This is a genomic window from Pseudomonas sp. ICMP 3272 (genome assembly GCF_001466905.1).
GTDB lineage: Bacteria > Pseudomonadota > Gammaproteobacteria > Pseudomonadales > Pseudomonadaceae > Aquipseudomonas > Aquipseudomonas amygdali.
In genome coordinates this window covers 50,081-75,395 of sequence record NZ_LKEK01000043.1, presented here as the reverse complement: position 1 = coordinate 75,395, position 25,315 = coordinate 50,081, and the positions used below count along the sequence as shown (strand labels likewise).

Genomic DNA, 25,315 nt, shown 5'->3' with positions numbered 1-25,315 from the left:
CAATGGCTTATCATTTCGACTTTACACCGGTCCTGCAGAACATCGATGTGCTGTTGCGCGGGGCTTTGTTCACGCTGGAACTGACGGCCATTGGCACCCTGCTGGGCGTCAGCCTCGGCATTGTCGGTGCCGTCGTGAGGGCCTGGAAGATCCAGCCCTTTGCGACGATCTTTGCGATCTATGTCGAGCTGATCCGCAACACACCGTTTCTGGTCCAGCTGTTCTTCATTTTCTTCGGCCTGCCGTCGCTGGGCGTGCAGATCTCGGAATGGCAGGCAGCGGTGCTGGCGATGGTGATCAACCTGGGCGCCTACTCGACAGAAATCATTCGGGCAGGCATCCAGGCGATTCCCAAGGGACAGCTTGAAGCGTCGGCAGCGCTGGCGATGAATCGTTATGAAGCGTTTCGCTACGTGGTCCTGATCCCGGCATTGAGCAAGGTCTGGCCGGCCTTGAGCAGCCAGATCATCATTGTGATGCTGGGCTCGGCGGTCTGCTCGCAGATTGCCACTGAAGAGTTGAGCTTCTTTGCCAACTTCATCCAGTCACGCAACTTCCGCTCGTTCGAAACCTACATTGTGACCACGCTGATCTACCTGGCCATGGCGCTGCTGATCCGGCAACTGCTGGCCTGGATCGGGCGTCGCTACATATCGAGGAACAGCTGATGGATTTCACCCTCTGGGACATCCTGCGCAATCTGCTGATCGGCCTGCAATGGACCGTTGCCCTGTCGCTGGTGGCATTCATTGGTGGCGGCTTGATCGGCTTGCTGGTGATGGGCATGCGTACCTCGGAAAAAACCGGCCCGCGTGTGACCGCCAAGCTCTATATAGAACTGTTTCAAGGCACACCACTGCTGATGCAGCTGTTTCTGGTGTTCTTCGGTGTTGCCCTGATGGGCATGAACATTTCGCCCTGGGCAGCGGCAGCGCTGGCCTTGACGCTGTTTACCAGCGCCTACCTCGCCGAGATCTGGCGCGGCTGCGTGGAGTCGATCTCCAAGGGCCAGTGGGAAGCGTCTGCCAGCCTGGCGATGACCCCGTTCGAGCAGATGCGCTACGTGATATTGCCTCAGGCGCTGCGTATCGCAGTTGCGCCAACGGTCGGCTTCTCCGTGCAGGTGGTCAAAGGCACCGCGGTGACGTCGATCATCGGCTTCACCGAATTGACCAAGACCGGCAGCATGCTGGCCAATGCCACGTTCGAACCTTTCATGGTCTATGGCTTCGTTGCTCTGGGCTACTTCATCCTGTGCTACCCCTTGTCGCTGTGCGCGCGCCATCTGGAAAGGAGACTGCATGCCTCTGCTTAGAATTTCCGCCCTGCATAAATACTATGGCGATCATCACGTGCTCAAAGGCATCGATCTGTCGGTTGAAGAAGGCCAGGTCGTGGCGATCATCGGTCGCAGCGGCTCGGGCAAAAGCACCCTGTTGCGCACGCTCAACGGCCTGGAGTCGATCAACGATGGTGTGATCGAGGTCGATGGCGAATACCTGGACGCCGCACGCGCCGATCTGCGCACCCTGCGCCAGAAGGTCGGCATGGTGTTTCAGCAGTTCAACCTGTTCCCGCATCTGAGCGTGGGCGAGAACGTAATGCTCGCGCCGCAGGTCGTGCAGAAAGTGCCGAAGGCCGAAGCCGCGAAGCTGGCGAGAAAGATGCTGGAGCGCGTCGGGCTGGGCGAGAAGTTCGACGCCTTCCCGGATCGCCTGTCCGGTGGCCAGCAGCAACGCGTAGCGATTGCCCGCGCACTGGCGATGTCGCCCAAGGTGTTGCTGTGCGACGAAATCACCTCGGCGCTGGACCCGGAGCTGGTCAACGAAGTGCTCAGCGTGGTGCGCCAGCTGGCCGCCGACGGCATGACCCTGATCATGGTGACTCACGAAATGCGCTTCGCCCGCGAAGTCGGCGACAAACTGGTGTTCATGCACCAGGGCAAGGTGCATGAAGTGGGCGACCCGAAAGCACTCTTCGCCAACCCGAAAACCCCGGAACTGGCGAACTTCATCGGCACCGTAGAGCACGCGTGTCAAGAGCGGACGCAGAGCGTCCAGAACTGCATGCGACGCGGAGCGCCGCACGATAGTCGGGATTATCGTTCCGCACGCTCCAGCGTGGGAATGCCGTTCGTGACGCTCCGCGTCACAGATCTGCGCCGCGCCGCCTGTTCAAGAGCGGACGCAGAGCGTCCAGAACTGCATGCGACGCGGAGCGCCGCACGATAGTTGAGGTTGCGGAGCGGCGCACGATAGTTGAGGTTATCGTTCCGCACGCTCCAGCGTGGGAATGCGTAGCAACATTGATCAGATAGCCAAACGCCACGCTCAAGAGTAATACCGGGTATTTCCGCTGCCTGGACAGCTTCGCGTTGGCGGCAGGCATGGATCGTGGCACGATGGTCCGGTTATCGAACTGGATTTCCTGACCATGCCGCACTCAACACCCAAGAATTTTTCACTGATCGCCGCCATCGACCTGGGCTCCAACAGTTTTCATATGGTTGTGGCGAAAGCCAATCAGGGCGAAATTCGCATTCTTGAGCGCCTGGGCGAGAAGGTGCAGTTGGCCGCTGGCATCGACGAAGAACGCCAGTTGACCGAAGAATCCATGCAGCGCGGTCTCGACTGCCTGAAACGCTTTGCCCAGCTGATCAATGGTCTACCGCCCGGTGCCGTACGCATCGTGGGCACCAATGCGCTGCGCGAAGCCCGCAACCGCAACGACTTCATTCATCGCGCCGAAGAAATCCTCGGCCATCCGGTGGAAGTGATCTCCGGCCGTGAAGAGGCGCGCCTCATTTATCTGGGCGTCTCGCACACACTGGCCGACACCCCCGGCAAGCGTCTGGTCGCCGACATCGGCGGCGGCAGTACCGAATTCATCATCGGCCAGCGCTTTGAGCCGCTGCTGCGTGAAAGCCTGCAGATGGGCTGCGTGAGTTTTACTCAGCGCTACTTCCGCGACGGCAAGGTGACACCCGCGCGTTACGCACAGGCCTACACCGCTGCTCGCCTGGAAATCATGAGCATCGAACATGCGCTGCATCGCCTGAAGTGGGATGAAGCCATTGGTTCGTCAGGCACCATTCGCGCTATCGGCCTGGCGCTCAAAGCCAATGGTTACGGCGCTGGCGAGGTCAATGCCGAAGGGCTGGCCTGGCTCAAGCGCAAGCTGTTCAAGCTGGGTGACGTCGAAAAGATCGACTTCGACGGCATCAAGCCAGACCGTCGCGCGATTTTCCCCGCAGGCCTGGCGATTCTGGAAGCGATCTTCGATGCGCTTGAGCTCAAGCGCATGGATCACTGCGAAGGCGCCCTGCGTGAAGGCGTGCTGTATGACCTGATGGGCCGTCATCATCATGAAGACGTGCGTGAGCGCACGCTCAGCTCGCTGATGGAGCGCTACCATGTTGATCTGGAACAGGCCGCACGCGTCGAAGCCAAGGCGCTGCATGCGCTGGAGCAAGTCGCCGAGAGCTGGGAATTGCAGCACGAGAGCTACGCCGAACTGCTGAGCTGGGCGGCCAAGGTGCATGAGATCGGCCTGGACATTGCTCACTATCACTACCACAAGCACGGCGCGTACCTGATCGAGCATTCTGACCTTGCCGGTTTCTCACGCGAAGATCAGCAAATGCTCGCTCTGCTGGTGCGCGGTCATCGCCGCAATATTCCCAAGGACAAGTTCGCCGATTTCGGCGCAGAAGGCATCAAGCTGATTCGCCTGTGCGTGTTGTTGCGCTTTGCGATTCTGTTTCACCACATTCGTGGCACCCAAGAGATGCCACGTGTGATCCTGCGTGCCGACGGCCCGAATCTGGACGCCGAGTTCCCCACAGGCTGGCTGGAAAACAACCAGCTGACTCAGGCCGACTTCGCGCTGGAAGCGGAGTGGCTGACCCGAGTCGGCATCGTCTTCAGCGTACGCTGAGAACCGGGTTGCTCAGGCGCTCCAGCAGGGTCGCCTGGGCGCTTCGGGCGTTCTGATTGCCGGTCGGCGTGCTGCGCACGTAACGCCCGTCTGGCTGCAACAGCCAGCTGTGGGTGTTGTCGGTCAGGTAGCTTTCCAGCTCCTTCTTCACACGCAGAATCAACTTCTTGCCTTCCACCGGGAAGCAGGTCTCAACACGCTTGTCGAGGTTGCGCTCCATCCAGTCGGCACTCGACAGGAACATCTGCTCGTCGCCGCCGTTGAGGAAGTAGAACACGCGCGTGTGCTCCAGGAATCGGCCGATGATCGAGCGCACATGGATGTTGTGCGAAACCCCGGCGATGCCCGGACGCAGGCAGCACATGCCGCGCACCACCAGATCGATGCGCACACCGGACTGACTGGCCTTGTACAACGCGCGAATGATCTTCGGATCGGTCAGCGAGTTGAACTTGGCGATGATGTGCGCTGGCTTGCCATCGAGCGCAAACTGCGTCTCGCGGGCAATCATGTCGAGCATGCCTTTCTTGAGCGTGAACGGCGCATGCAGCAGTTTCTTCATGCGCAGCGTCTTGCCCATGCCGATCAACTGGCTGAACAGTTTGCCGACGTCTTCGCACAACGCATCGTCAGAGGTCAGCAGGCTGTAGTCGGTGTAAAGACGCGCGTTACCGGCGTGATAGTTACCGGTCCCTAGGTGTGCATAACGCACGATCTCGCCAGCTTCGCGACGCAGGATCAGCATCATCTTGGCGTGGGTCTTGAAGCCGACCACACCGTAGATCACCACCGCACCGGCAGCCTGAAGACGGCTGGCCAGTTGCAGGTTGGACTCTTCGTCAAAACGGGCGCGCAGTTCGATCACCGCGGTGACCTCTTTGCCGTTACGCGCCGCATCGACCAGCGCATCGACGATTTCCGAGTTCGCACCGCTGCGGTACAGCGTCTGGCGCACAGCCAGAACGTGTGGATCCTTTGCCGCCTGACGCAGCAGGTCGACAACCGGCGTGAACGACTCGAAAGGATGCAGCAGCAGAATGTCCTGCTTGCTGATCACGCTGAAAATGTTTTCGCTGTTCTGCAGCAGTTTGGGGATCGCTGGCGTGAACGGCGGGTATTGCAATTCAGGGTGGCTGTCCAGGCCAGTAATGCTGAACAGGCGCGTCAGGTTGACCGGCCCGTTGACCTGATACAGCTCGGACTCGTTCAGGTTGAACTGCTTGAGCAGGTAGTCCGACAAATGTTTAGGGCAGGTATCCGCCACTTCCAGACGTACCGCATCGCCGTAGCGACGCGAGAACAGCTCACCGCGCAGGGCACGTGCCAGGTCTTCCACGTCTTCCGAGTCCAGCGCCAGATCGGCGTTTCGGGTCAGACGGAACTGGTAGCAGCCCTTGACCTTCATGCCCTGAAACAGGTCGTCGGCGTGAGCGTGGATCATCGACGACAGGAACACGAAGTTGTCGCCTGGGCCACAAACCTCTTCCGGCACCTTGATGACACGCGGCAGCAAACGCGGTGCCGGGATGATCGCAAGACCCGAGTCGCGACCGAAGGCGTCGATACCTTCAAGCTCGACAATGAAGTTCAGGCTCTTGTTGACCAGCAACGGGAACGGGTGCGTCGGGTCCAGACCGATCGGGGTGATGATCGGAGCGATCTCGTCACGGAAGTAGCGACGTACCCAGGCCTTGAGCTTGGCCGTCCAGTGACGGCGACGAATGAAGCGGACCTGATGCTTTTCCAGCTCCGGGAGCAGAATGTCGTTGAGGATCGCGTACTGGCGATCAACGTGACCATGCACCAGCTCGCTGATTCTGGCCAGCGCCTGATGCGGCTGCAAACCGTCGGCACCGGCCTGTTCACGGGCAAAGGTGATCTGTTTCTTCAGACCTGCGACACGAATCTCGAAGAACTCATCGAGGTTGCTGGAGAAGATCAGCAGAAACTTCAGCCGCTCCAGCAACGGGTAGGACTCATCGAGCGCCTGTTCCAGTACCCGAATGTTGAACTGCAATTGCGACAGTTCACGGTGGATATACAGGCTGCTGTCGTCCAGGTTCGGAGCGACGATAGCGGGCACCGCAGCGGCAGGCGCCTCAATGGCCGGGATTACTTCGATGTCAGGTTCAACCGCGGGCGTCGCCTGCGGCACATCGACTTGAACAGCGGCTTCGATGAGTGCTTCGGTATTCATGAATGATCCTGTGAGGCTATTGCCCCTTCAACAGTTGAGCGGCGCGAACAGCGAAGTAGGTAAGGATGCCGTCGGCACCGGCGCGTTTGAAGGCTGTGAGGGACTCGAGAATAACCCCTTCACTCAGCCAACCATTCTGGATTGCTGCCATGTGCATCGCGTATTCACCACTGACCTGATAGACAAAGGTCGGCACTTTGAACTCATCCTTGACCCTGTGCAGGATGTCCAGATAAGGCATGCCTGGCTTGACCATCACCATGTCGGCACCTTCAGCCAGGTCAGCTGCAACTTCGTGCAGTGCCTCGTTGCTGTTCGCCGGGTCCATCTGATAGGACGCCTTGTTGGCCTTGCCCAGATTCAGCGAGGAACCCACCGCGTCACGGAACGGCCCGTAATAGGCACTGGCGTATTTCGCCGAGTAGGCCATGATCCTGACATTCACATGCCCGGCCAGCTCCAGAGACTCGCGGATGGCCTGAATGCGACCGTCCATCATGTCCGACGGCGCGACCACCTGAGCACCGGCATCGGCGTGCGACAGCGCCTGCTTCACCAGCGCGTCGACGGTGATGTCGTTCTGAACATAACCCTCTTCGTCGAGGATGCCGTCCTGACCATGGGTGGTGAACGGGTCCAGCGCCACATCAGTGATGACGCCCAGCTCCGGGAAACGGTCACGCAGGGCGCGGGTCGCGCGCTGGGCGATGCCGTCCGGGTTCCAGGCTTCGGCACCGTCGAGGGATTTCTTTTCCGGCGGTGTCACCGGGAACAGCGCCAGCGCAGGGATACCCAACGCGACCCAGTGTTCGGCTTCCTTGAGCAACAGATCCACACTCAAGCGCTCGACGCCGGGCATCGAGGCGATGGATTCACGACGGTTTTCACCATCGAGGACAAATACGGGAAGAATCAGATCGTCGACAGTGACAACGTTTTCACGCACCAGCCTACGGGAAAAGTCGTCGCGGCGATTACGGCGCAGACGAGTGAGAGGAAACAGGCGGTTGGCGGGGGTAAAGCTCACGGCGAGACTCCTGAGCCCGCTTACGCGGGCAAGCGCGACAGTTATAAGCCGCCATTATGACCAATGTGTGACAGTCATGGTTCGACCTGCGACTGCACGTCGCGGTCACGGCCTTCAAGGGGATACGACCATTGTGGTTGCAAGAATCTTTAACGTCGAGACACATATGGACACTTTCATGATTGCCTTGGGCGCGTTAGGCTGCGCGTTCATTTCGCCAGCATCCAGACAATGCTCCAGAATTTCTTGAACGAATTCGGCTACTTTGCCCTGTTCCTCGGCACCTTTTTTGAAGGCGAGACCATTCTGGTTCTTGCCGGATTCCTGGCGTTTCGCGGATACATGGACCTCAACATCGTCATCCTCGTGGCCTTTTGTGGCAGTTATGCGGGTGACCAGTTGTGGTATTTCATGGGGCGCAAGCACGGCCGCAAGCTCCTGGCGCGCAAGCCTCGCTGGCAACTCATGGGCGACAAGGCCCTGCGGCTGGTCCGCAAGCACCCGGATATCTGGGTACTGAGCTTCCGCTTCGTGTACGGGCTGCGAACGGTCATGCCCGTGGCCATTGGCCTGTCAGGCTACCCACCGGGGCGTTACCTGCTGCTCAACGGTATCGGTGCGGCTGTCTGGGCGGCAGCGCTGGGTTCGGCGGCCTACCATTTCGGCGCGGTTCTCGAGGGTTTGCTGGGCAACGTCAAGAAATACGAACTCTGGGTGCTCGGTGCACTGATACTGCTCGGCCTTGGTCTGTGGCTGCGTCGACGCATCAAGAACGCGCGTATTGCCCGTGAAGAGCGTGAAGAAAAGAGCCGCTTCTGTGCATCGGCAGCGGCGTCCGATCTGGATACACCTGTCCCCGTGCCCGTCGACCTGACGAAAAAATCAGACGAGTAATTTCTCCGTTTCCTTCCCCGAGTGCAGGCTGACAGGCCTCACTCGGCGGCAGCGCGCAGCCGCTGCCTGACCTAGCAAGCACCGCCCTTCCCCACGCATTTTTGCGTAGCCTGTAAAGCGTGAACTGAACACTCGGCCTGTAAAGCGATCAATTAATGGACGAATTAAAAGAAGCCTTAGATTGCTCAAGTACAAGGAGCCGAATCGATGCAGAAAAAAGTGGCTGTAATCCTGTCCGGCTGTGGCGTCTATGACGGTGCCGAAATCCATGAAAGCGTCCTTACCCTGCTTCGTCTGGATCAACGTGGTGCGCAGGTCCAGTGCTTTGCGCCGAACATCGCCCAGCATCACGTCATCAATCACCTGACTGGCGAGGAAATGCCCGAGTCGCGCAATGTGCTGATCGAGTCTGCGCGCATTGCACGAGGTGAGGTGAAGGACATCCGCGAAGCAAATGCAGAAGACTTTGATGCCCTGATCATCCCGGGCGGTTTCGGCTCGGCGAAGAACCTTTCCGACCTTGCCCTGCAAGGCTCTGCCTGCCAGGTGGAAGCCGGGCTGCTGGAACTCGCAGAGGCGTTCGCAGAAGCAGGCAAACCGGTCGGGCTGATCTGCATCACCCCGGCACTGGCGGCCAAGATCTACGGTCCCGGCGTTACCTGCACCATCGGCAACGACCCGGATACCGCTGCGGCCATTACCAAAATGGGCGGTAGCCACGCGCCATGCGCTGTCGATGACATCGTCGAAGACGAAGCACGAAAACTGGTCAGCACGCCCGCCTATATGGTTGCCAAAAGCATCAGTGAGGCTGCATCGGGCATCAACAAGCTGGTTGACCGCGTGCTGGAGCTGACGCACGAGGGCGATGTCTGACCTGTCGCAGGACGAACCCAATGCACCGCCCGTCAGACGAGCGGTGTTTTACAAGCCAGCCATAGTGATCCATCACGGCCTTATGCTTTACTGTATGCATAAACAGTATTTGAGTAATGCCAGATGTCCAGCCCCTATCCGGTTCGTGGTCGCGGTACTGCCAGCAATCCGCATAATCGCTTTGCACCCAGCCAGTCCGTGGCCGAGGACGACGGCTGGTACCAGGAAGTGCCACTGACCCAAGGCACTCAGGTCACCAGCGAAACCGCCAAAAGCATCATTACCCGCAACAGCTCGCCGGATATCCCCTTTGATCGCTCGATCAACCCTTACCGCGGCTGCGAGCACGGCTGCATTTATTGTTTCGCCAGGCCCAGCCATGCCTACTGGGACATGTCGCCGGGCCTTGATTTCGAAACAAAGCTGATCGCCAAGACAAACGCCGCAGCGCTGCTGGAGCAACAGCTCTCCAAGCCAGGCTACCGCTGTGCGCCCATCACGCTGGGAGCCAATACCGACCCGTATCAGCCTATCGAACGTGAATACCGCATCACTCGCGCCACGCTTGAGGTGCTGCTGCGCTATCGGCACCCGGTCAGCATCATTACCAAGGGCTCGCTGATCCTCCGCGACCTGGACCTGCTCGCAGAGATGGCCAGACTTCGGCTGGTTTCAGTATTCATCAGCCTGACTACACTGGATGACGAGCTCAAATGCATCCTTGAACCCAGGGCAGCAGCGCCCAAGGCTCGCTTGCGGGCCATTCGGGTGTTGCGTCAGGCGGGCGTACCCGTCGGGGTGCTGTGCGCACCCATGATTCCGATGATCAATGACAGCGAACTGGAGGCGCTGCTGAGCGAGGCGAAAGCTGCAGGCGCGCTAAGCGCAAGTTACGTGATGCTGCGCCTGCCGCTGGAGGTCGCGCCGCTGTTCGACGAATGGCTGAAGACGCACTACCCGCAACGCGCCGAACATGTGATGAGCCTGATTCGTCAAAGCCGCGGCGGAGCGCTGTACGACAGTCAGTTTGGCTCAAGGATGCGCGGTGAAGGACCGTTTGCTGATCTACTGGCTCAACGCTATGCCCTGGCAATCAAACGGCTTGGATTGAACAAACGTGGCGGTTTCGCACTCGATTGCGATGCTTTTTGTCCGCCAGGAGGACAAATGTCACTGCTGTAACGAACTTGGTACTATCGTGCAAACCCGCGTCCCAGAGCCATTGCATTCAGTTTCGCTTAAGCTTGGGCGATTAGTCTGTAACTCGGAGTGTCACCAGCGATAGCGCTCAAGGGATTTGTTCGTGATGCCATTTACAGGGATCACATCCGGCTCTGGTCAAACAGGCAGAAGAATCCACATCAATCCGTCAGAGAGGATGAAGACATGACAGACATCGGTAAACAGCATTCGGCTACGTCGTCCAGCACATCAAGCCATTCAGACAGCGCCGACGTAGCGTTGAAACACATCGTCGATGGCTTTGTACATTTTCGTAACGAGGTCTTCCCCCAGCAGGAAGAACTGTTCAAGAAGCTGGCGACTGCCCAATCGCCACGGGCCATGTTCATCACCTGCGCCGACTCGCGCATCGTGCCCGAATTGATCACCCAAAGTTCGCCTGGCGACCTGTTCGTCACGCGTAACGTCGGCAACGTCGTCCCGCCGTATGGCCAGATGAACGGCGGCGTGTCCACCGCTCTGGAATACGCAGTGGTTGCACTGGGCGTGCAGCACATCATCGTTTGCGGACACTCTGACTGCGGCGCCATGCGCGCAGTGCTCAACCCTGACAGCCTGGACAAGATGCCTACGGTAAAAGCCTGGTTGCGTCATGCCGAGGTTGCCCGCACGGTAGTCGAGCAGAACTGCAGCTGCAGCGGCGAACTGGAAACCATGCAGGTCCTGACTCAGGAAAACGTGATTTCCCAGTTGCAACACCTGCGCACCCACCCTTCGGTCGCAGCAAAAATGGCCAGCGGCCAATTGTTCATTCACGGCTGGGTCTACAGCATCGAAACCAGCGAAATCCTGGCTTATGACGCCGAGCTCGATCGTTTCATACCGCTCGACGGTTCGGGACCGACGCCGATGGCTTCACCGAAAGCACGCTTTTCAGCCGACTGATCACCAGTCCGACTGACGGCAAGCCCTTCTTTATCAGCTGATGGCGGCTGCGCAGGATGCGCGTCGCCCGTCTTGCCTCGTCTGAAGAATCCCGGAGAAGCGTCATGGGTATTACAGCATTGAAAACCGCTTTACCACGGGAGCTGCTCGCTTCCGTGGTCGTGTTCCTGGTCGCCCTGCCGCTGTGCATGGGGATCGCCATCGCATCCGGCATGCCTCCGGCCAAAGGTCTGATCACCGGCATCGTGGGCGGGCTGATAGTCGGCTGGATAGCCGGTTCTCCGTTGCAGGTCAGCGGACCCGCAGCCGGTCTGGCAGTACTGGTTTTTGAAGTGGTACGCGAGCACGGCATGGCCATGCTGGGTCCTATTCTGGTACTCGCCGGGTTACTTCAGCTGCTGGCAGGTCGATTCAAGCTTGGCTGCTGGTTCCGGGTCACGGCGCCTGCGGTGGTCTATGGCATGCTCGCCGGTATCGGCGTGTTGATCGTACTGTCACAGGCACACGTGATGTTCGACAGCGGTCCCAAACCTTCCGGGCTGGACAATCTGATCGCCTTCCCTTCCACACTGATCCAGGCATTCGGACCAGGCACCGGCATGCAAGCCGGTATGCTCGGTCTGGGCACCATGCTGATCATGTGGGGCTGGGAAAAACTTCGTCCGCAGTCTTTGCGCTTCGTACCCGGCGCGCTGCTGGGCGTGGGTATCGCCACCGGCATCAGCCTGTTCATGGCCTTGCAGGTCAAGCGTGTCGAAGTGCCTGACAACCTGGCCGACGCCATCGACTGGCTTCGCCCGGCCGACCTGATGAACCTGGCCGACCCGGCCATTCTGGTTGCCGCTATCGTTGTGGCGTTCATTGCCAGTGCCGAAACGCTGCTCTCTGCCTCGGCGGTTGACCGCATGCACAGTGGCCAGCGTTCGGACTTCGACAAGGAACTCAGCGCTCAAGGCGTGGGCAACATGCTCTGCGGCGTGCTCGGTGCGTTGCCGATGACCGGCGTTATCGTGCGCAGCTCGGCCAATGTTCAGGCCGGTGCCACCACGCGCTTCTCGACGATCTTCCACGGTCTGTGGCTGCTGGCGTTCGTGTTGCTGCTGTCGAGCGTACTGCAGAGTATTCCGGTCGCGAGTCTGGCTGGCGTGCTGGTTTATACCGGTCTGAAGCTGGTCGACCTGAAGGCGTTTCGTGGTCTGGGTCGCTATGGCCGGATGCCGATGTTTACCTATGCGGCGACTGCCGTGGCGATCATCTTCACCGACCTGCTGACCGGTGTACTGGTCGGTTTTGGTCTGACCCTGGTGAAGCTGGCGTTCAAGGCTTCGCGCCTGAAGATCAATGTGGTCGAACTGGCGGGCGAGAAGGAATTCGAGCTGCGCCTGGTCGGTGCCGCAACGTTCCTCAAGGTGCCGGCGCTGACTCAGGCTCTGGGCACTATCCCGCAGGGCAGCACCGTGCATGTGCCTCTGGGCAATCTGTCCTACATAGACCACTCGTGCCTGGAACTGCTGGAAGAGTGGGGACGTTCCAATGCCGCGCATGGCACCCGACTGCTCATTGAGCCGCGCGGGTTGAAGCGTCGTCTTGAAGGGCGGATCTACACAACAACGGGGATAGGCTCGGGCGCGGCCTGATAGTCAAAGCCTTGGGCTACAGCCTGGAATGATGGGAGCCGGATGGGTCTTCGCGTAGCAGCGGAGCGATATCCGGCTCCTTCCATTGCGGGCGAAGACATTGATTCGGGCCTCTGAATCAGATGACGGAGCGTTCCAGCTCCAGGCCGATACCCAATTGTCGTGACAGGCTCGGCCAGCGCTTCCACGCTGCACCTGTATCAGGACTGGTCAGTTTTTCGCGGTAAGCCTCGACGGAGTCCAGCGCGAAACTTTCATCATCAAGCAGCTTGTCGACGGCATGGTGAACCGCCTCGTCCAGTTGGTTGGCAAATTGCTCGCCGATCAACTGGTGGGCAATCACGCTGGCAACCGTGGTATTTGACGGTATCAGCGGCTGACCAAAATGCTTGATGTACAGATCGTTCACCTCCTCGACCAGTCTGTGTGCCAGATAGGCCTCGTCCAGCAGGCTTTCCAGCCCTTCATGTCCGTCCATGATGGAAGGGGGTGCTGCGAAAAAATGCTCTGCGATTTTCAGTACCGGTTTTATCTGCCCTTCGATACCGGCTTCTACGGCGACCTCGTGAGCAGCGTCCAGCAGGTCGGGGACCAAGTCTATGTAAGCAGTGACGAAACGCGTCAACACGTCCTTCGCGTCGACATCCGGGAGGTGAATGGCAGGATGAAGATGTGGGAGCTTCTGTTCCAACTGTTGCAGCAAGTGGCCGGTCTCGGCTTCATGTTGATGGGCTAGTTGTATCTGCTCGCGCAATGCGGCGGTGTTCATGGCAGTGGGGACTCCTGAGGGCATTAAACCCCGTGGTTTGGTTATGGAGAGTCATACGTTAGCTCGGTTAACTAAATGCCTAAGACATTTTTGCTATAACCGAAACGCATTTATATGCATTGGCTATATCAAAGCGTTTTTTGCTCAGTTTCTGACCATTTGCCTACATTGGCGCATAAATACGGCACCTTGCGCTGATGTAAGCAGGCTACTCTGAAGCCGCCCGCAGCCCTTTCGACACGCTGTCTGACATAAAAAGTGAGCCCGGCATGACTCAGCCTCTTTTATCCAAGCGGCTTGCTCTGCATTTGATCTGTTTGCTGGTGATCATGTTCATCTGCGGATTTGCATTGCCGTCGCTCTATGGTTTGCTGACCGGGCATGACAGAAACCGCGACCAGGACGCTTCGCGGCAGATCGAGGTGCAGTTCACCGCGACAAACTCTGCGGGGATGGTCTGGGCGTTCTACCCGCGTGCCAGCCAGATGCAAATCACCCCTGGTGCCCTCAACGAAATGATTTTCGTGGCGCAGAACCCTACTGACAAACCGATGAAAGCCCAGGCTGTACCGGGCATTTCACCGGGGAAGGCGGCAGAGTGGTTTCACAAGACCGAATGTTTCTGCTTCACCCAACAGACCTTACAGCCGGGTGAGCGTATCGAGATGCCCGTGCGCTTCATCGTTGATCGCGACCTGCCCGCAGAGGTGAAACGCCTGACGCTGGCCTATACGCTGTTCGATGTCACTGCGCCCTAGGCGCTCGAAGCCATATAGGCCATCATCCCTGGCCGCATGCCGATCACTACTCGCGTTGATGCCATGACCACTCGTACCCAGAAAACAGTTTTTATCGCTGCCGCCATTGTTGCCCTCGTTCTGGGCCTGATCCTCAGCCAGTTGCTGCCGGGCAGCGGGTCAGAGGATCAGGCGGCACTTAACGATGCAGGTATTGTGCTGCTACCGAAAAGCCGCCCGTTGCCAGCCTTGAGCATGTCGGACCAGAACGGCGCAACGGTGGCCCTTGATGACTTGAAAGGCAAATGGACGCTGATGTTCTTCGGCTACACCTTCTGCCCGGACATCTGCCCCACTACCCTGGCGCAGATAAAGCAGATCAGGACCGAGCTACCTGAAAAGGTGGTCGAGCGCATGCGTGTGGTGCTGGTCAGCGTCGACCCTGACCGCGACACGCCGCAGCAGCTCAAGCAATATCTGGGTTATTTCGACAAGCAGTACATCGGCCTCACGGCACCTGTCGCTGATATCCAGACACTGGCCAATGCCGTGAGCATTCCGTTCATTCCCGCAGACACCAGCAAAGCGAACTACTTCGTCGATCACAGCGGTAATCTGGCTTTGATCGGCCCGGATGGTACGCAGCGAGGCTTTATCCGCGCACCGCTGAACAATCAGAAGCTGGTGAAGCAATTGCCGGGGCTGCTGGAAAGGGATTAGGGCCTGTGAGATTCCTGCGGGAGTGACCGGGGCGGCGATCCGTATTGCTCACGAAGACTTGGTCCAAACGCTCTATTTTCTGGAGGCTTTACCGGCCTCTTCGCGAGCAAGCTCGCTCCCACGACGCGCCTGTATAACTATGAGCGCAGAGCGTGGGAGCGATAAGGTGTTCCCGACGCTCTGCGTCACAAGGGACGCAGAGCATCGGCACGAGAACCACAAGGTGCGATCAGATCAGAACGCCGGAACCACAGCGCCTTTGTACTTTTCGGCCAGGAAGGTTTTCACTTCAGGACTCTGCAGGGCCGCTACCAGCTTTTTCATCGCATCTGAATCCTTGTTGTCCGGGCGGGCAACCAGAATGTTCGCGTAGGGCGAATCGGCACCTTCGATGATCAGTGCGTCCTTGGTCGGCTCGAGCTTGGCGCTCAAGGCATAATTAGTGTTGATCAGCGCCAGATCGACCTGAGTCAGTACGCGGGGCAGCGTAGCCGCTTCCAGCTCACGGAACTTGAGGTCTTTCGGGTTATTCACGACATCCGAAGGCTTGGACAGGATATTGGTCGGATCCTTCAAGGTAATCAGACCTGCCTTGGCCAGCAGCAGCAAGGCACGGCCTTCATTGGTGGCGTCGTTTGGCAGGGCAACGTTGGCACCATTGGGCAGTTCTTCCAGCTTCTTGAACTTGTCCGAGTACGCACCGAACGGTTCTACGTGAACCTTGGCCACGGCCACCAGATCTGTGCCCTTGCCCTTGTTGAACTCATCCAGATACGGCTGGTGCTGGAAGAAGTTCGCGTCCATACGGTTCTGCGACACCTGTACGTTAGGCTGGATGTAGTCATTGAACACCTTGATGTTCAAGTCCACGCCCTCTTTGGCCAGCGTCGGTTTGACGAACTCGAGAATCTCGGCGTGCGGCACGGCAGAGGCCGCGACGGTCAGGGTTTCGTTGGCCTGCGCGGACAAGGCAGTAACAGCGGCGAATATGGCCAATAGTTTTTTCATGCAACAACTCCTTTGGGCCCGCACAGGCGGGCCAATACCAACGGTTCGATCAACGATGTGTGAAATGCGCGACCAGTCTGTCGCCGATGGTTTGCAGAATCTGCACCAGCACCAGCAACAATACGACCGTCACGAACATCACATCGTTCTGGAAGCGTTGATAACCATATCGGATGGCTAGATCGCCCAGCCCGCCAGCGCCCACAGCACCGGCCATGGCGGTGAACGACACCAGCGCAATGGCGGTAACGGTGATTGCAGCCAGAATGCCGGGGCGCGCTTCAGGCAGCAGCGCCTTGACGATAATCTGCCGAGTCGTGGCACCCATGGCCTGCGTAGCTTCGATGATGCCGCGATCCACTTCGCGCAATGCTGTCTCTACCAGACGCGCAAAGAACGGCGTGGCACCGGCGATCAGCGGCGGCAACGTGCCGAGAATGCCCAGAGACGTGCCGGTAATGATTTCGGTGAGCGGCATCATCACGATCAGCAGGATGATGAACGGCAACGCACGCAGCATGTTCACAATCAACCCGACCGTGGCGTACAGCTGCTTGTGTTCCAGCAACTGACGCGGCGAAGTGAGGAACATCAGCACACCCAGCGGCAGGCCAAGCAGGATGGTGAAGCCAAGCGAAACACCGAGCATGATCAACGTGTCGCCGGTGGCGACCCAGATCTCGTACCAGTCGACATTGGAAAACAGGTTCAGAAAAGCGTCCATCAGCGCAGCACCTCCATATGAACGTCGGCGGCGGTGAAGCGCGCAAAGGCAGCGTCCATATCGCCGCCGGTGATGGCCAGCGTCAACTGCCCGTAAGGGGTGTCCTTGATGCGGTCGATGCGTCCGGCAAGAATGCTGTAGTCGACGCCGGTTTCGCGTGCCACGGTGCCCAGCAGAGGCGCATACGTCGCCTCGCCCTGAAAGGTCAGGCGCACGATACGGCCTTGAACATGAGCGAAGTCGTCACGCTGTTCGTTTTCATCGATCTGATCATCTTCCTGCACAAAACGCTTGGTCGTCGGGTGCTGCGGATGCAGAAACACATCGGCGACCTTGCCTTGCTCGACAATCACGCCAGCGTCCATGACCGCCACCTGGTCACAGACGCGACGAATCACGTCCATTTCATGGGTGATGAGCACGATGGTCAGCTTCAACTCTCGGTTGATCTCCGCCAAAAGTTGCAAAACCGACGCAGTGGTCTGCGGGTCCAGCGCGCTGGTGGCTTCGTCGCACAGCAGGATTTTCGGTTTGGTGGCCAGGGCGCGGGCGATGCCGACGCGCTGCTTCTGGCCGCCGGACAATTGCGCCGGGTATTTTTTCGCATGATCGGACAATCCAACCCGCTCCAGCAGCTCAGCCACGCGCTGGTCGATCTGCTTGCGGGGCATGTCACCGGCCAGCGTCAGCGGCATGGCGACGTTGTCGGCCACGGTTTTGGAGGCCAGCAGATTGAAGTGCTGGAAGATCATCCCGACTTGTTGGCGGAAGCGGCGCAAGCCTTTGGCATCAAGCGCCGTGACGTCTTCACCATCAACCACGATCTGTCCACCGCTCGGGGTCTCCAGACGGTTGATCAGGCGCAGCAGGGTACTTTTGCCAGCGCCGGAATGGCCGATGATGCCGAACACCTGGCCGCCGTCGACGCGCAGGCTGGTAGGGTGCAGGGCCGGTATTTCCTTGCCTGCCACCCGATAGGTTTTGTGGACGTTATGAAACTCGATCACGGAGCGAACCTTGTGGGGCGCGTTAAAAAATCAGCGCAGTGGCAGGACGCCACCTGCTTCGTTACCTCGGCCGGATAAAGCCGGGCGCGCATTTTAGCCTGTCCGGCCCGCTGTGCTTAGCATTTATTTGCAGGCTGCCCTGCGCAACGGGCATAACGCGACCGTTGGTAAAGATGTGCGACAAATAAAGGGAACGGCTGTTTTAGGCCTCGGTCACTTCTTGGATACCGTGATTTCCCGCTTACGCCAGGGAAGTCGTATTCAGCGAACCCAACTCAACGATTGGGGCGAGATAAGGAGTCTCTGATGGCTAGCAAGAACGCACCACCTGTAACCGCAACGCCCAAGAGCGAATTGGCAGGGACCGACACCCTGGACCGTGGCAATACCAATGAGAAGCTGGAAAGCCTTGAGCAGTTCCGCTCGGACGCGACCCAGCAGGCCCTGCGCACCAATCACGGTGTCAAGATTTCCGATAACCAGAACACCCTGAAAGTCGGCAGCCGTGGCCCGTCACTGCTTGAAGACTTCATCATGCGTGAAAAGATCACGCACTTTGACCATGAGCGTATTCCGGAGCGTATCGTTCACGCCCGCGGCACCGCGGCACATGGTTATTTCCAGACGTATGAAGACCATGGCGCGCTGAGTAAAGCGGGCTTCCTGCGTGATCCGGGCAAGAAGACCCCGGTGTTCGTGCGCTTCTCTACCGTTCAGGGCCCGCGCGGCTCGGGCGATACCGTGCGCGACGTGCGTGGTTTTGCGGTCAAGCTCTACACCGAAGAAGGCAACTTCGATCTGGTCGGCAACAACATGCCGATCTTTTTCATTCAGGACGCCATCAAGTTTCCTGACTTCGTGCACGCGGTAAAACCAGAGCCGCATAACGAAATCCCGACCGGGGGCTCGGCTCACGACACCTTCTGGGACTTCGTTTCGCTGGTGCCGGAATCCGCGCACATGGTGCTGTGGACCATGTCCGACCGTGCCATTCCGAAAAGTCTGCGCACCATGCAGGGCTTTGGTATCCACACCTTCCGCTTTATCAACACCGAAGGTAAGTCGAGCTTCGTGAAGTTTCACTGGAAGCCAAAGTTCGGCGTGTGCTCGCTGGTATGGGACGAAGCGCAAAAGCTCGCCGGTAAGGACACCGATTTCCACCGCCGCGACCTGTGGGAATCCATCGAGATGGGCGACTACCCGGAATGGGAACTGGGCGTGCAGATCGTTGCCGAGGAAGACGAGCACAAGTTCGACTTCGACCTGCTCGATCCGACCAAGATCATTCCCGAAGAACTGGTACCGGTCACTCCGCTGGGCAAGATGGTCTTGAACCGTAACCCGGACAACTATTTCGCCGAGACCGAGCAGGTTGCCTTCTGCCCGGGCCACATCGTGCCAGGTATCGACTTCTCCAATGACCCGCTGCTGCAAGGTCGCCTTTTCTCCTACACCGACACGCAGATCAGCCGTCTGGGTGGGCCGAACTTCCACGAGATCCCGATCAACCGTCCGATTGCGCCGAACCACAACGGTCAGCGTGACGCACAGCATCGCACCACTATCGACAAGGGCCGCGCTTCTTACGAGCCGAACTCGATCGATGGCGGCTGGCCGAAAGAAACCCCTGCCGGCCCGGTAGATGGCGGCTTCGAGACCTACCCTGAGCGCGTTGAAGCGCACAAGGTTCGTGAGCGTAGCGAATCGTTTGGCGACCACTTCTCGCAGGCCACATTGTTCTTCCAGAGCATGAGCCACCACGAGAAAGAGCACATCATCGCGGCCTACAGCTTCGAGTTGGGCAAGGTCGAGCGCGAGTACATTCGTGCCCGTCAGGTCAACGAGATTCTGGCCAATATCGACCTGGAGCTGGCCAGTCGCGTAGCTGCCAATCTGGGCTTGCCAGCACCGACTGCCGGGACCGTACCGGTGCGTCAGACCTCGGTAAAAGAGTCTCCGGCGCTAAGTCAGGTCAATCTGTTGTCTGGCGATATCGTTTCGCGCAAGGTTGCCATTCTTGTGGCAGACGGCGTGGACGGCAAAGCGGTCGAAGCCATGAAAGCCGCACTGACTGCCGAAGGCGCACACGCCAAGGTATTGGGCCCGACCTCCGCACCGGTCAAGACAGCTGACGGCAAGAGCCTGCCAGTGGACGCATCGGCTGAAGGCCTGCCTTCGGTAGCGTTCGACGCAGTCTTCGTGCCGGGCGGCAAGGCTTCGATCGAGGCGCTGAAAGGCGACGGCGTGGCATTGCACTTCATCCTGGAAGCCTACAAGCACCTCAAGGCCATCTCCGTAGCCGGGGAAGCCAAAGAGCTGTTGAGCCTGCTACGCCTGGAAGAAGATGCGGGCCTGCTGGAGGTATCCGATAGCAAATCGTTCAAAGCGTTCTTCAACGCGATTGCTCAGCACCGTGTATGGGATCGTGAAGTGAAAGCCAAGGCTGTTCCGGCTTGATCTGACGTGCTAGATCGCTCCCACGCTCCGGCGTGGGAGCGCCTTTCTGAATACTCTCACCCTTCGCATAGACTCCAGAACACTTCTCGTTCCTCACGCTGCGCGTAGGAATGCAGTTCTGGACGCTCTGCGTCCGCTTTGTCCGCCTTGAAGGGTCGGCTCAGGACTTCGCAGGCGTCAGTACGATGTGCGCTTTCTCATTGCGCTCGATCTGGCGGCGCAATTCCAGCTCAAAATCCGGATTGGCTTTGACCACCCGCTTGGTCAGCAATGTAGCCAGCCACGGGTAATCTTCGGTGCGTGGCACCACCAGCAGCACTTCACAGTTGAACGCTACGGTATCTGCTGCGATATCGTCCAGTTGACGGCGCAGTGCGCGCATATCGCCGATTTTAAGATCAATCGTGGTTTTCTCTGCTGACGGATCAACCAGCTTCGCCACCCTTCTGTCTTCCGCCGCCTTCAAATCTGCTTCGGCTTTTTCCAGCTCGGCCTTGCGTGCATGCGCGATAGCGCCGTTGACGCCACTGGTCAGCGCCGGTGCCTTGGGCATCAGCGCGCGCGCACGAGTCAGTGCGTTGGCCGCCGCATTCATATCACCCTTCTGCAGGCTGATCTGGCTGCGGCTCAGATAGGCTTCAGCCAGACGACGCTGAAAAGGCTCAAGGCGGATATCCGCAGGATTGGCAGCCTGCAACGCGGCCAGTTGATCCTCGGCCGTCGCCAGCTCATTGCTGACGATGTTCTGCTCCAGCTGAGCGAACGCGTCAGGCTGAACGTCGGAGGCAGGCGTCTCGGCAGTGGGCGCACTCTGGCAGGCACCCAGCAGGATGGAAAATGCGACAAGCAGCAGATAGCGTGGGGCGAACGGCTTCATTCCTGCGATTCTCTAGTTTGCGCAAAAAACGAGCAAGTCTACACCGCTCGCCTGGGTAGAACAAAGCTGAGCAAAAACAACGCTGCAGCGGATACCACTATAGACGGTCCTGCCGGGGTGTCCTTGAACCATGACAATGATAGCCCGACACACACGGCTATCACGCCTAACAGGCTTGCACCCAGCGCCATCTGCTCCGGCGAGCGGGCGTGACGCTGCGCCGCAGCGGCAGGAATGATCAACAGCGACGTAATCAGCAGAACGCCGACAATCTTCATCGCCACAGCGATCACCACGGCGATCAGCAGCATCAGCGCCATGCGCAATGCCGCGACGGGCAGGCCTTCGACTCGTGCCAGTTCTTCATGGACGGTCATTGCCAGCAACGGGCGCCATAGCGCAACAATCAATACCAGCACCAGCGCGCTACCGCCCAGAATCCAGGCCAGATCAGCCGGGCTGATGGCCAGCAGGTCGCCGAACAGATAAGCCATCAGGTCGATACGCACTTCATGCATGAAGCTGAGCACCACCAGGCCGAGCGACAGCGTGCTCGGTGCGAGGATCCCCAGTAGCGTGTCCGAGGCCAGCGGCTGGCGCTGTTGCAGCGTGACCAGCAGCACCGCCAGCAGCAGGCAGCCGACCGTCACTGCGATGGTCGGGCTGATATCCAGCAGGAAGCCAAGCGCCACGCCGAGCAATGCCGCATGGGACAGCGTATCGCCGAAGTACGCCATGCGCCGCCAGACCACGAACGACCCCAGCGGGCCTGCGACAACAGCCAGAGCAACGCCTGCGAGCAAGGCATACAGTAAAAAATCAGCCATGCTTGCAGTGGTCTCCGTGAACATGAGTGTGAGTAGGTGACGAAGTCGCCGGGGCATCATTCACTACAGCGCCATGCAGATCATGAGCGTGGTCGTGATGGTGGTGGTAGATCGCCAGGCTTTGCGCGTTTTTGCCGAACAGCTCGACAAACGCCGGATCATGGCTGACCTGCTCGGGATGCCCGGAGCAGCAGACATGGCGGTTCAGACAGACCACCTGGTCGGTCGTGCTCATGACCAGATGCAGATCATGAGACACCATCAGCACACCGCACTGGTGGCGGTCGCGCAAGCGGGTGATGAGGCCGTACAGCTCGGCCTGGCCTGCCACGTCGACACCCTGCACCGGCTCATCGAGCACCAGCAATTCAGGCTTGCGCAACAAGGCTCGGGCCAGCAGAACGCGCTGCATCTCGCCACCGGAAATGCCTTGAATCGGGCTGTCGATGACCTTCTCGGCCCCGACTTCTTCCAGGGCCGACTCTGCAGCCATGCGGTCCACGCCCGGAACCAGACGCAGAAAGCGCAGCACCGACAGCGGCAGCGTCTGATCCACATGCAGTTTTTGCGGCATGTAACCGACACGCAGCTTCGGCTTGCGCCAGACGGTTCCGGAGTCAGGCTTGAGCAGCCCCAGCACTGCACGCACCAGCGTGGTCTTGCCAGCACCGTTAGGGCCGATCAACGTAACGATTTCGCCGGGCTTTACGCTCAACTGGATGTTGTCCAGAACGCTTTGCCCGGACAGCGTTACAGCGACCTGTTCCAGACGTATCAATGCATCCGTCATCAAGCCGCCTTGCAACCGGCGCATACACCCACGATCTCGACCGTCTGGCCTTCGACCGCGAAGCCAACGCCTGCAGCGGCATCGATGACGGCATTGCTGATGGCCGGGTGCTGCAGCTCGATCGCCGCGTGACACAGGCGGCAAATCAGAAACTGGCCCTGGTGCGCATGAGTGGGGTGATTGCAGCCGGTGAATGCGTTGAGCGAAGCGATGCGGTGCACCAGACCGTTTTCCAGCAGGAAATCCAGTGCGCGGTAAACGGTTGGCGGCGCGGCGCGGCGACCGTCTTCATCACTCAGCACCGCGAGGATGTCGTAGGCACCCAGCGGTTTGTGGCTTTGCCAGACCAGTTCCAACACGCGACGGCGCAAGGTGGTCAGGCGCAGCCCCTGTTTGGCGCACAGGGCATCCGCTTCGGCGAGTGCCGAATGCACGCAGTGAGAGTGGTCATGGGGGCGACTGGCCAGGGGAGTATTGGGCATGAGCAGCGACGATATTGGCTAGGGACGTTATTATGTTACCTGTTCCTGGCTTATATGAGTGATTCGAGTGCGCCGTCTTTTAAATCTTGTTGCTGTTTTGTGGGTCAGTCTGCTGGTCATTTCCCCTGTTCAGGCCGAGGTCCGGGTGCTGACCAGTATCAAGCCATTGCAGCTGATTGCGGCGGCTGTGCAGGATGGCGTCGGTACACCGCAAGTGCTGTTGCCACCGGGTGCCTCACCGCATAACTACGCGCTGCGCCCATCCGACGTACGGCGCGTGCAGGAAGTCGAGTTGCTCTACTGGATCGGCCCGGACATGGAAGCTTTCCTGCCGCGCGTCATTCAGGGCCGCAAACTGCCTGCGGTTGCCGTGCAGTCGCTGCCCGGCATGCACCTGCGCCACTTCGGCCAGGACAATGCCTCGCATGATGACCACGAACATGATCACGACAACGATTCAGACGAACATGATCATGATCACCGGCCCGGCAGCCTGGATTCACACCTGTGGCTGTCGACCGTCAATGCCCGGGTGATTGCTGCGAAGATGGCCACAGACCTGAGCGCTGCCGACCCTGCCAATGCAGCCCGTTATGCGAGTAACGCTGCCGCATTCAGCAAACGCCTTGATGCGCTGGATGCTCGGATCAAGGGTCGGGTGAGTGCAGTGGCAGGCAAGCCTTACTTCGTCTTCCACGAGGCATTCGATTATTTCGAAGAGGCTTACGGGCTCAAACACGCCGGGGTATTCGCCATCGCCGCCGAGATCCAGCCCGGTGCACAGCATGTCGCCGCCATGCGTGAACGCCTGAAGGCTGCGGGCAAAACCTGCGTATTCAGTGAACCGCCACTGCGCCCGCGTCTGGCTGAAACCTTGAGCGCAGGCCTGCCGGTCAAGCTGGCGGAGCTGGATGGACTGGGCGGCTACACCCCGGCCACCGCGCAGGGTTACGAGCAGGTATTGCAGAAGCTGGCTGATGACCTGGCAGGTTGCCTGAGTAGTCTTTGACTGCCACCGCCCACATCGCAGCACTGCTGTGTGACGCGGAGCGTCACGAACTGCATTCCCACGCTGGAGCGTGAGGAACGATAGTCGTCAGGGATAACACTCTCGTGCCCATGCTCCGCGTGGGCATGCCGGTCTGGACGCTTCGCGTCCTCTTGCGACGCGGAGCGTCACGCACTGCATTCCCACGCGGAGCATGGGAACGAGAGTCAACCGTCCGACTGGTTCAGACGCGCGGAGGCAGGTCTGGTCTCAGAGCGCAAACGGCAAGGCTATGTGCGCTTCCTGGCGCTCAGCCAGACGGCGCTCGAACTCCGCGGGATCATGAATCAGCACGTCCTGACCGGCGAAGGTTTCGGCAGCGATCAGGCGTGACAGCCAGAAACGCACGCAGGCGATGCGCAACATGGTCGTCCAGAGCTTCGACTCCGCCGCAGTGAATGGTCGCAAACCTGCATAAGCCCCCAGCAGCGCACGAGCACGGACGGCATCGAGCTGGCCGTTTTCACGCGAGCACCAGTCATTGAGGGCAATCGCCAGGTCGTAGAGCATCGGACCGGAACAGGCGTTATAGAAGTCGATCAGCCCGGTCAGGTGCGTGCCTTCAAACAACACGTTGTCACGAAACAGGTCCGCGTGCAGGTTGGCGCGCGGCAACGCCATGATCTGTGGCTTGAAGTCTTCGATCTCTTGAAGGCTCTTTTCCAGCAAGGCTCGCTGGGTTTCGCCCAGATGCGACAGAAAATTGCGCCCCTCACTCAGCATCCAGTCCAGACCTCGATCGGTCTTGCGCTCCAGCACCTGCTCACGGGTCGCCAGATGCAGGTTGGCCAACAGCTCGCCAATCTGCACGCAGTGCTGGGTATTGGGCTCGCTGATGTGCTTGCCCGGCAAACGTGGCTGCAGAAGCGCCGGTTTGTCCGCCAATTGCCGCAGGGCCTCACCGTCGGTGGTGCGCAATGCGTACGGCACCGGCAAATCGGCATCGTGCAGCACGTCGAGCAGCTCGATGAAGAATGGCATCTCCTGCACCGGGCCGCGTTCGACCAGCGTCAGAACGAATTCGCCCTGCTCCAGACTGATGAAGTAGTTGGTGTTTTCGCTACCGGCGGCAATGCCCTGATAGTCAAGCAAACGGCCGAGCCCGTAAGGGGCGAGAAATGCTTCCAGCTCGGGCCGGGCCAACGGGGTAAAAACGGACATGTCAGAACTGCCAG

The 25,315-nt window shown here is 59.2% G+C and carries 23 protein-coding genes and 1 pseudogene; 13 read left to right on the top strand and 11 right to left on the bottom strand.

The genetic code is table 11. The annotated features are described in order from the left end of the window. The first annotated feature begins 2 nt into the window (after positions 1-2). From AO068_RS09610 to ppx, 4 genes and pseudogenes are all read left to right on the top strand, one after another. Positions 3-668 (top strand): amino acid ABC transporter permease, encoded by a 666-nt coding sequence (locus AO068_RS09610; RefSeq protein ID WP_058408236.1) that lies wholly within the window; start codon positions 3-5, stop codon positions 666-668. Further along, positions 665-1,315, top strand: coding sequence for an amino acid ABC transporter permease (locus AO068_RS09605; RefSeq protein WP_032074436.1), 651 nt, complete (start codon positions 665-667; stop codon positions 1,313-1,315). Before AO068_RS09610 ends, AO068_RS09605 begins: the two co-directional genes overlap by 4 nt. After that, positions 1,302-2,033 (top strand): annotated as a pseudogene (locus AO068_RS09600) (amino acid ABC transporter ATP-binding protein); the annotation flags it as partial. The gene AO068_RS09605 and the pseudogene AO068_RS09600, both read left to right, overlap by 14 nt. A 400-nt stretch (positions 2,034-2,433) precedes the next feature. Beyond that, positions 2,434-3,936 (top strand): exopolyphosphatase, encoded by a 1,503-nt coding sequence (gene ppx, locus AO068_RS09595; protein WP_005731673.1) that lies wholly within the window; start codon positions 2,434-2,436, stop codon positions 3,934-3,936. Here ppx and ppk1 read toward each other — a convergent pair. Together ppk1 and hemB are read right to left on the bottom strand one after the other, a co-directional pair. After that, on the bottom strand, positions 3,923-6,133 hold the full coding sequence (gene ppk1 / locus AO068_RS09590) for a polyphosphate kinase 1 (protein ID WP_058408235.1): 2,211 nt from the start codon (positions 6,131-6,133) through the stop codon (positions 3,923-3,925). The two genes, ppx and ppk1, sit on opposite strands and share 14 nt — an antisense overlap. Positions 6,134-6,149: 16 nt before the next feature. After that, the gene (gene hemB, locus AO068_RS09585; protein ID WP_058408234.1) at positions 6,150-7,160 is read right to left on the bottom strand and encodes a porphobilinogen synthase; all 1,011 of its coding nucleotides are present in this window, start codon (positions 7,158-7,160) and stop codon (positions 6,150-6,152) included. A 231-nt stretch (positions 7,161-7,391) separates the two neighbouring features. Here hemB and AO068_RS09580 point away from each other — a divergent pair, with 231 nt between their 5' ends. The 5 genes from AO068_RS09580 to AO068_RS09560 all read left to right on the top strand — a co-directional run bounded on the left by AO068_RS09580 (position 7,392) and on the right by AO068_RS09560 (position 12,694). Beyond that, positions 7,392-8,054, top strand: coding sequence for a DedA family protein (locus AO068_RS09580; RefSeq protein ID WP_004655204.1), 663 nt, complete (start codon positions 7,392-7,394; stop codon positions 8,052-8,054). A gap of 207 nt (positions 8,055-8,261) precedes the next feature. Then, on the top strand, positions 8,262-8,930 hold the full coding sequence (elbB, locus tag AO068_RS09575) for an isoprenoid biosynthesis glyoxalase ElbB (RefSeq protein WP_058402763.1): 669 nt from the start codon (positions 8,262-8,264) through the stop codon (positions 8,928-8,930). A 123-nt stretch (positions 8,931-9,053) separates the two neighbouring features. After that, on the top strand, positions 9,054-10,112 hold the full coding sequence (locus AO068_RS09570) for a PA0069 family radical SAM protein (protein WP_002551548.1): 1,059 nt from the start codon (positions 9,054-9,056) through the stop codon (positions 10,110-10,112). 204 nt (positions 10,113-10,316) lie between these two features. Then, on the top strand, positions 10,317-11,057 hold the full coding sequence (locus tag AO068_RS09565; RefSeq protein ID WP_003432243.1) for a carbonic anhydrase: 741 nt from the start codon (positions 10,317-10,319) through the stop codon (positions 11,055-11,057). Between the two features lie 104 nt (positions 11,058-11,161). After that, positions 11,162-12,694, top strand: a complete 1,533-nt coding sequence (locus AO068_RS09560; protein WP_003403858.1) for a SulP family inorganic anion transporter — start codon at positions 11,162-11,164, stop codon at positions 12,692-12,694. A gap of 118 nt (positions 12,695-12,812) precedes the next feature. On the opposite strand, the gene AO068_RS09555 is transcribed toward AO068_RS09560, so the two are convergent. Continuing rightward, entirely contained in the window at positions 12,813-13,463 is a 651-nt protein-coding gene (locus AO068_RS09555; protein WP_002551545.1) for a hypothetical protein, read from the bottom strand. A 269-nt stretch (positions 13,464-13,732) separates the two neighbouring features. Here AO068_RS09555 and AO068_RS09550 point away from each other — a divergent pair, with 269 nt between their 5' ends. Beyond that, complete coding sequence (locus AO068_RS09550) at positions 13,733-14,221, top strand: cytochrome c oxidase assembly protein (protein ID WP_058408233.1); 489 nt, start codon at positions 13,733-13,735, stop codon at positions 14,219-14,221. A gap of 63 nt (positions 14,222-14,284) precedes the next feature. After that, positions 14,285-14,920, top strand: coding sequence for an SCO family protein (locus AO068_RS09545; protein WP_080394779.1), 636 nt, complete (start codon positions 14,285-14,287; stop codon positions 14,918-14,920). Positions 14,921-15,154: 234 nt separating this feature from the next. Here AO068_RS09545 and AO068_RS09540 read toward each other — a convergent pair whose 3' ends face one another. The 3 genes from AO068_RS09540 to AO068_RS09530 are packed head-to-tail and all read right to left on the bottom strand — an operon-like array spanning position 15,155 to position 17,659. Beyond that, on the bottom strand, positions 15,155-15,928 hold the full coding sequence (locus tag AO068_RS09540) for a MetQ/NlpA family ABC transporter substrate-binding protein (RefSeq protein WP_002551542.1): 774 nt from the start codon (positions 15,926-15,928) through the stop codon (positions 15,155-15,157). A 49-nt stretch (positions 15,929-15,977) separates the two neighbouring features. Further along, the gene (locus AO068_RS09535) at positions 15,978-16,652 is read right to left on the bottom strand and encodes a methionine ABC transporter permease (protein WP_004666537.1); all 675 of its coding nucleotides are present in this window, start codon (positions 16,650-16,652) and stop codon (positions 15,978-15,980) included. Next, a complete protein-coding gene (locus tag AO068_RS09530; RefSeq protein WP_058408231.1) occupies positions 16,652-17,659 on the bottom strand; it encodes a methionine ABC transporter ATP-binding protein in 1,008 nt (335 codons plus the stop codon). Before AO068_RS09530 ends, AO068_RS09535 begins: the two co-directional genes overlap by 1 nt. A 306-nt stretch (positions 17,660-17,965) precedes the next feature. On the opposite strand from AO068_RS09530, the gene katE reads away from it, so the two are divergent. Further along, positions 17,966-20,116 (top strand): catalase HPII, encoded by a 2,151-nt coding sequence (katE, locus tag AO068_RS09525; protein WP_058408230.1) that lies wholly within the window; start codon positions 17,966-17,968, stop codon positions 20,114-20,116. A gap of 160 nt (positions 20,117-20,276) precedes the next feature. Here the strand turns inward: katE and AO068_RS09520 are convergent, their stop codons facing one another. From AO068_RS09520 to AO068_RS09505, 4 genes are read right to left on the bottom strand one after another with little or no spacing between them, the layout of a single operon-like run. Further along, entirely contained in the window at positions 20,277-20,993 is a 717-nt protein-coding gene (locus AO068_RS09520) for a PA5502 family lipoprotein (RefSeq protein ID WP_058402758.1), read from the bottom strand. Between the two features lie 38 nt (positions 20,994-21,031). Further along, complete coding sequence (gene znuB, locus AO068_RS09515; RefSeq protein WP_058402757.1) at positions 21,032-21,820, bottom strand: zinc ABC transporter permease subunit ZnuB; 789 nt, start codon at positions 21,818-21,820, stop codon at positions 21,032-21,034. Then, the gene (znuC, locus tag AO068_RS09510; protein ID WP_002551450.1) at positions 21,813-22,610 is read right to left on the bottom strand and encodes a zinc ABC transporter ATP-binding protein ZnuC; all 798 of its coding nucleotides are present in this window, start codon (positions 22,608-22,610) and stop codon (positions 21,813-21,815) included. The genes znuB and znuC overlap by 8 nt, the downstream gene beginning before the upstream one ends. Next, complete coding sequence (locus AO068_RS09505) at positions 22,610-23,092, bottom strand: Fur family transcriptional regulator (protein ID WP_002551451.1); 483 nt, start codon at positions 23,090-23,092, stop codon at positions 22,610-22,612. The genes znuC and AO068_RS09505 overlap by 1 nt, the downstream gene beginning before the upstream one ends. Before the next feature lie 67 nt (positions 23,093-23,159). Between AO068_RS09505 and znuA the strand changes: the two genes are divergently transcribed. Further along, positions 23,160-24,101, top strand: coding sequence for a zinc ABC transporter substrate-binding protein ZnuA (gene znuA, locus AO068_RS09500; protein ID WP_058402756.1), 942 nt, complete (start codon positions 23,160-23,162; stop codon positions 24,099-24,101). A 249-nt stretch (positions 24,102-24,350) separates the two neighbouring features. Here znuA and AO068_RS09495 read toward each other — a convergent pair whose 3' ends face one another. Beyond that, positions 24,351-25,301: a homoserine kinase gene (locus tag AO068_RS09495; protein ID WP_002555690.1), complete on the bottom strand. Its 951-nt coding sequence runs from the start codon at positions 25,299-25,301 to the stop codon at positions 24,351-24,353. Between the last annotated feature and the right edge of the window lie 14 nt (positions 25,302-25,315).

What these genes read in the sequence shown, in the direction of transcription:
- AO068_RS09535 (WP_004666537.1), bottom strand. Translation starts at nt 16,652, where the DNA reads ATGGACGCTTTTCTGAACCTGTTTTCCAATGTCGACTGGTACGAGATC.
- ppk1 (WP_058408235.1), bottom strand. Translation starts at nt 6,133, where the DNA reads ATGAATACCGAAGCACTCATCGAAGCCGCTGTTCAAGTCGATGTGCCG.
- AO068_RS09560 (WP_003403858.1), top strand. Translation starts at nt 11,162, where the DNA reads ATGGGTATTACAGCATTGAAAACCGCTTTACCACGGGAGCTGCTCGCT.
- znuC (WP_002551450.1), bottom strand. Translation starts at nt 22,610, where the DNA reads ATGACGGATGCATTGATACGTCTGGAACAGGTCGCTGTAACGCTGTCC.
- AO068_RS09545 (WP_080394779.1), top strand. Translation starts at nt 14,285, where the DNA reads ATGACCACTCGTACCCAGAAAACAGTTTTTATCGCTGCCGCCATTGTT.
- AO068_RS09505 (WP_002551451.1), bottom strand. Translation starts at nt 23,092, where the DNA reads ATGCCCAATACTCCCCTGGCCAGTCGCCCCCATGACCACTCTCACTGC.
- AO068_RS09610 (WP_058408236.1), top strand. Translation starts at nt 3, where the DNA reads ATGGCTTATCATTTCGACTTTACACCGGTCCTGCAGAACATCGATGTG.
- AO068_RS09580 (WP_004655204.1), top strand. Translation starts at nt 7,392, where the DNA reads ATGCTCCAGAATTTCTTGAACGAATTCGGCTACTTTGCCCTGTTCCTC.
- znuB (WP_058402757.1), bottom strand. Translation starts at nt 21,820, where the DNA reads ATGGCTGATTTTTTACTGTATGCCTTGCTCGCAGGCGTTGCTCTGGCT.
- AO068_RS09555 (WP_002551545.1), bottom strand. Translation starts at nt 13,463, where the DNA reads ATGAACACCGCCGCATTGCGCGAGCAGATACAACTAGCCCATCAACAT.
- ppx (WP_005731673.1), top strand. Translation starts at nt 2,434, where the DNA reads ATGCCGCACTCAACACCCAAGAATTTTTCACTGATCGCCGCCATCGAC.
- AO068_RS09520 (WP_058402758.1), bottom strand. Translation starts at nt 20,993, where the DNA reads ATGAAGCCGTTCGCCCCACGCTATCTGCTGCTTGTCGCATTTTCCATC.
- katE (WP_058408230.1), top strand. Translation starts at nt 17,966, where the DNA reads ATGGCTAGCAAGAACGCACCACCTGTAACCGCAACGCCCAAGAGCGAA.
- AO068_RS09495 (WP_002555690.1), bottom strand. Translation starts at nt 25,301, where the DNA reads ATGTCCGTTTTTACCCCGTTGGCCCGGCCCGAGCTGGAAGCATTTCTC.
- AO068_RS09570 (WP_002551548.1), top strand. Translation starts at nt 9,054, where the DNA reads ATGTCCAGCCCCTATCCGGTTCGTGGTCGCGGTACTGCCAGCAATCCG.
- AO068_RS09550 (WP_058408233.1), top strand. Translation starts at nt 13,733, where the DNA reads ATGACTCAGCCTCTTTTATCCAAGCGGCTTGCTCTGCATTTGATCTGT.
- AO068_RS09565 (WP_003432243.1), top strand. Translation starts at nt 10,317, where the DNA reads ATGACAGACATCGGTAAACAGCATTCGGCTACGTCGTCCAGCACATCA.
- AO068_RS09540 (WP_002551542.1), bottom strand. Translation starts at nt 15,928, where the DNA reads ATGAAAAAACTATTGGCCATATTCGCCGCTGTTACTGCCTTGTCCGCG.
- elbB (WP_058402763.1), top strand. Translation starts at nt 8,262, where the DNA reads ATGCAGAAAAAAGTGGCTGTAATCCTGTCCGGCTGTGGCGTCTATGAC.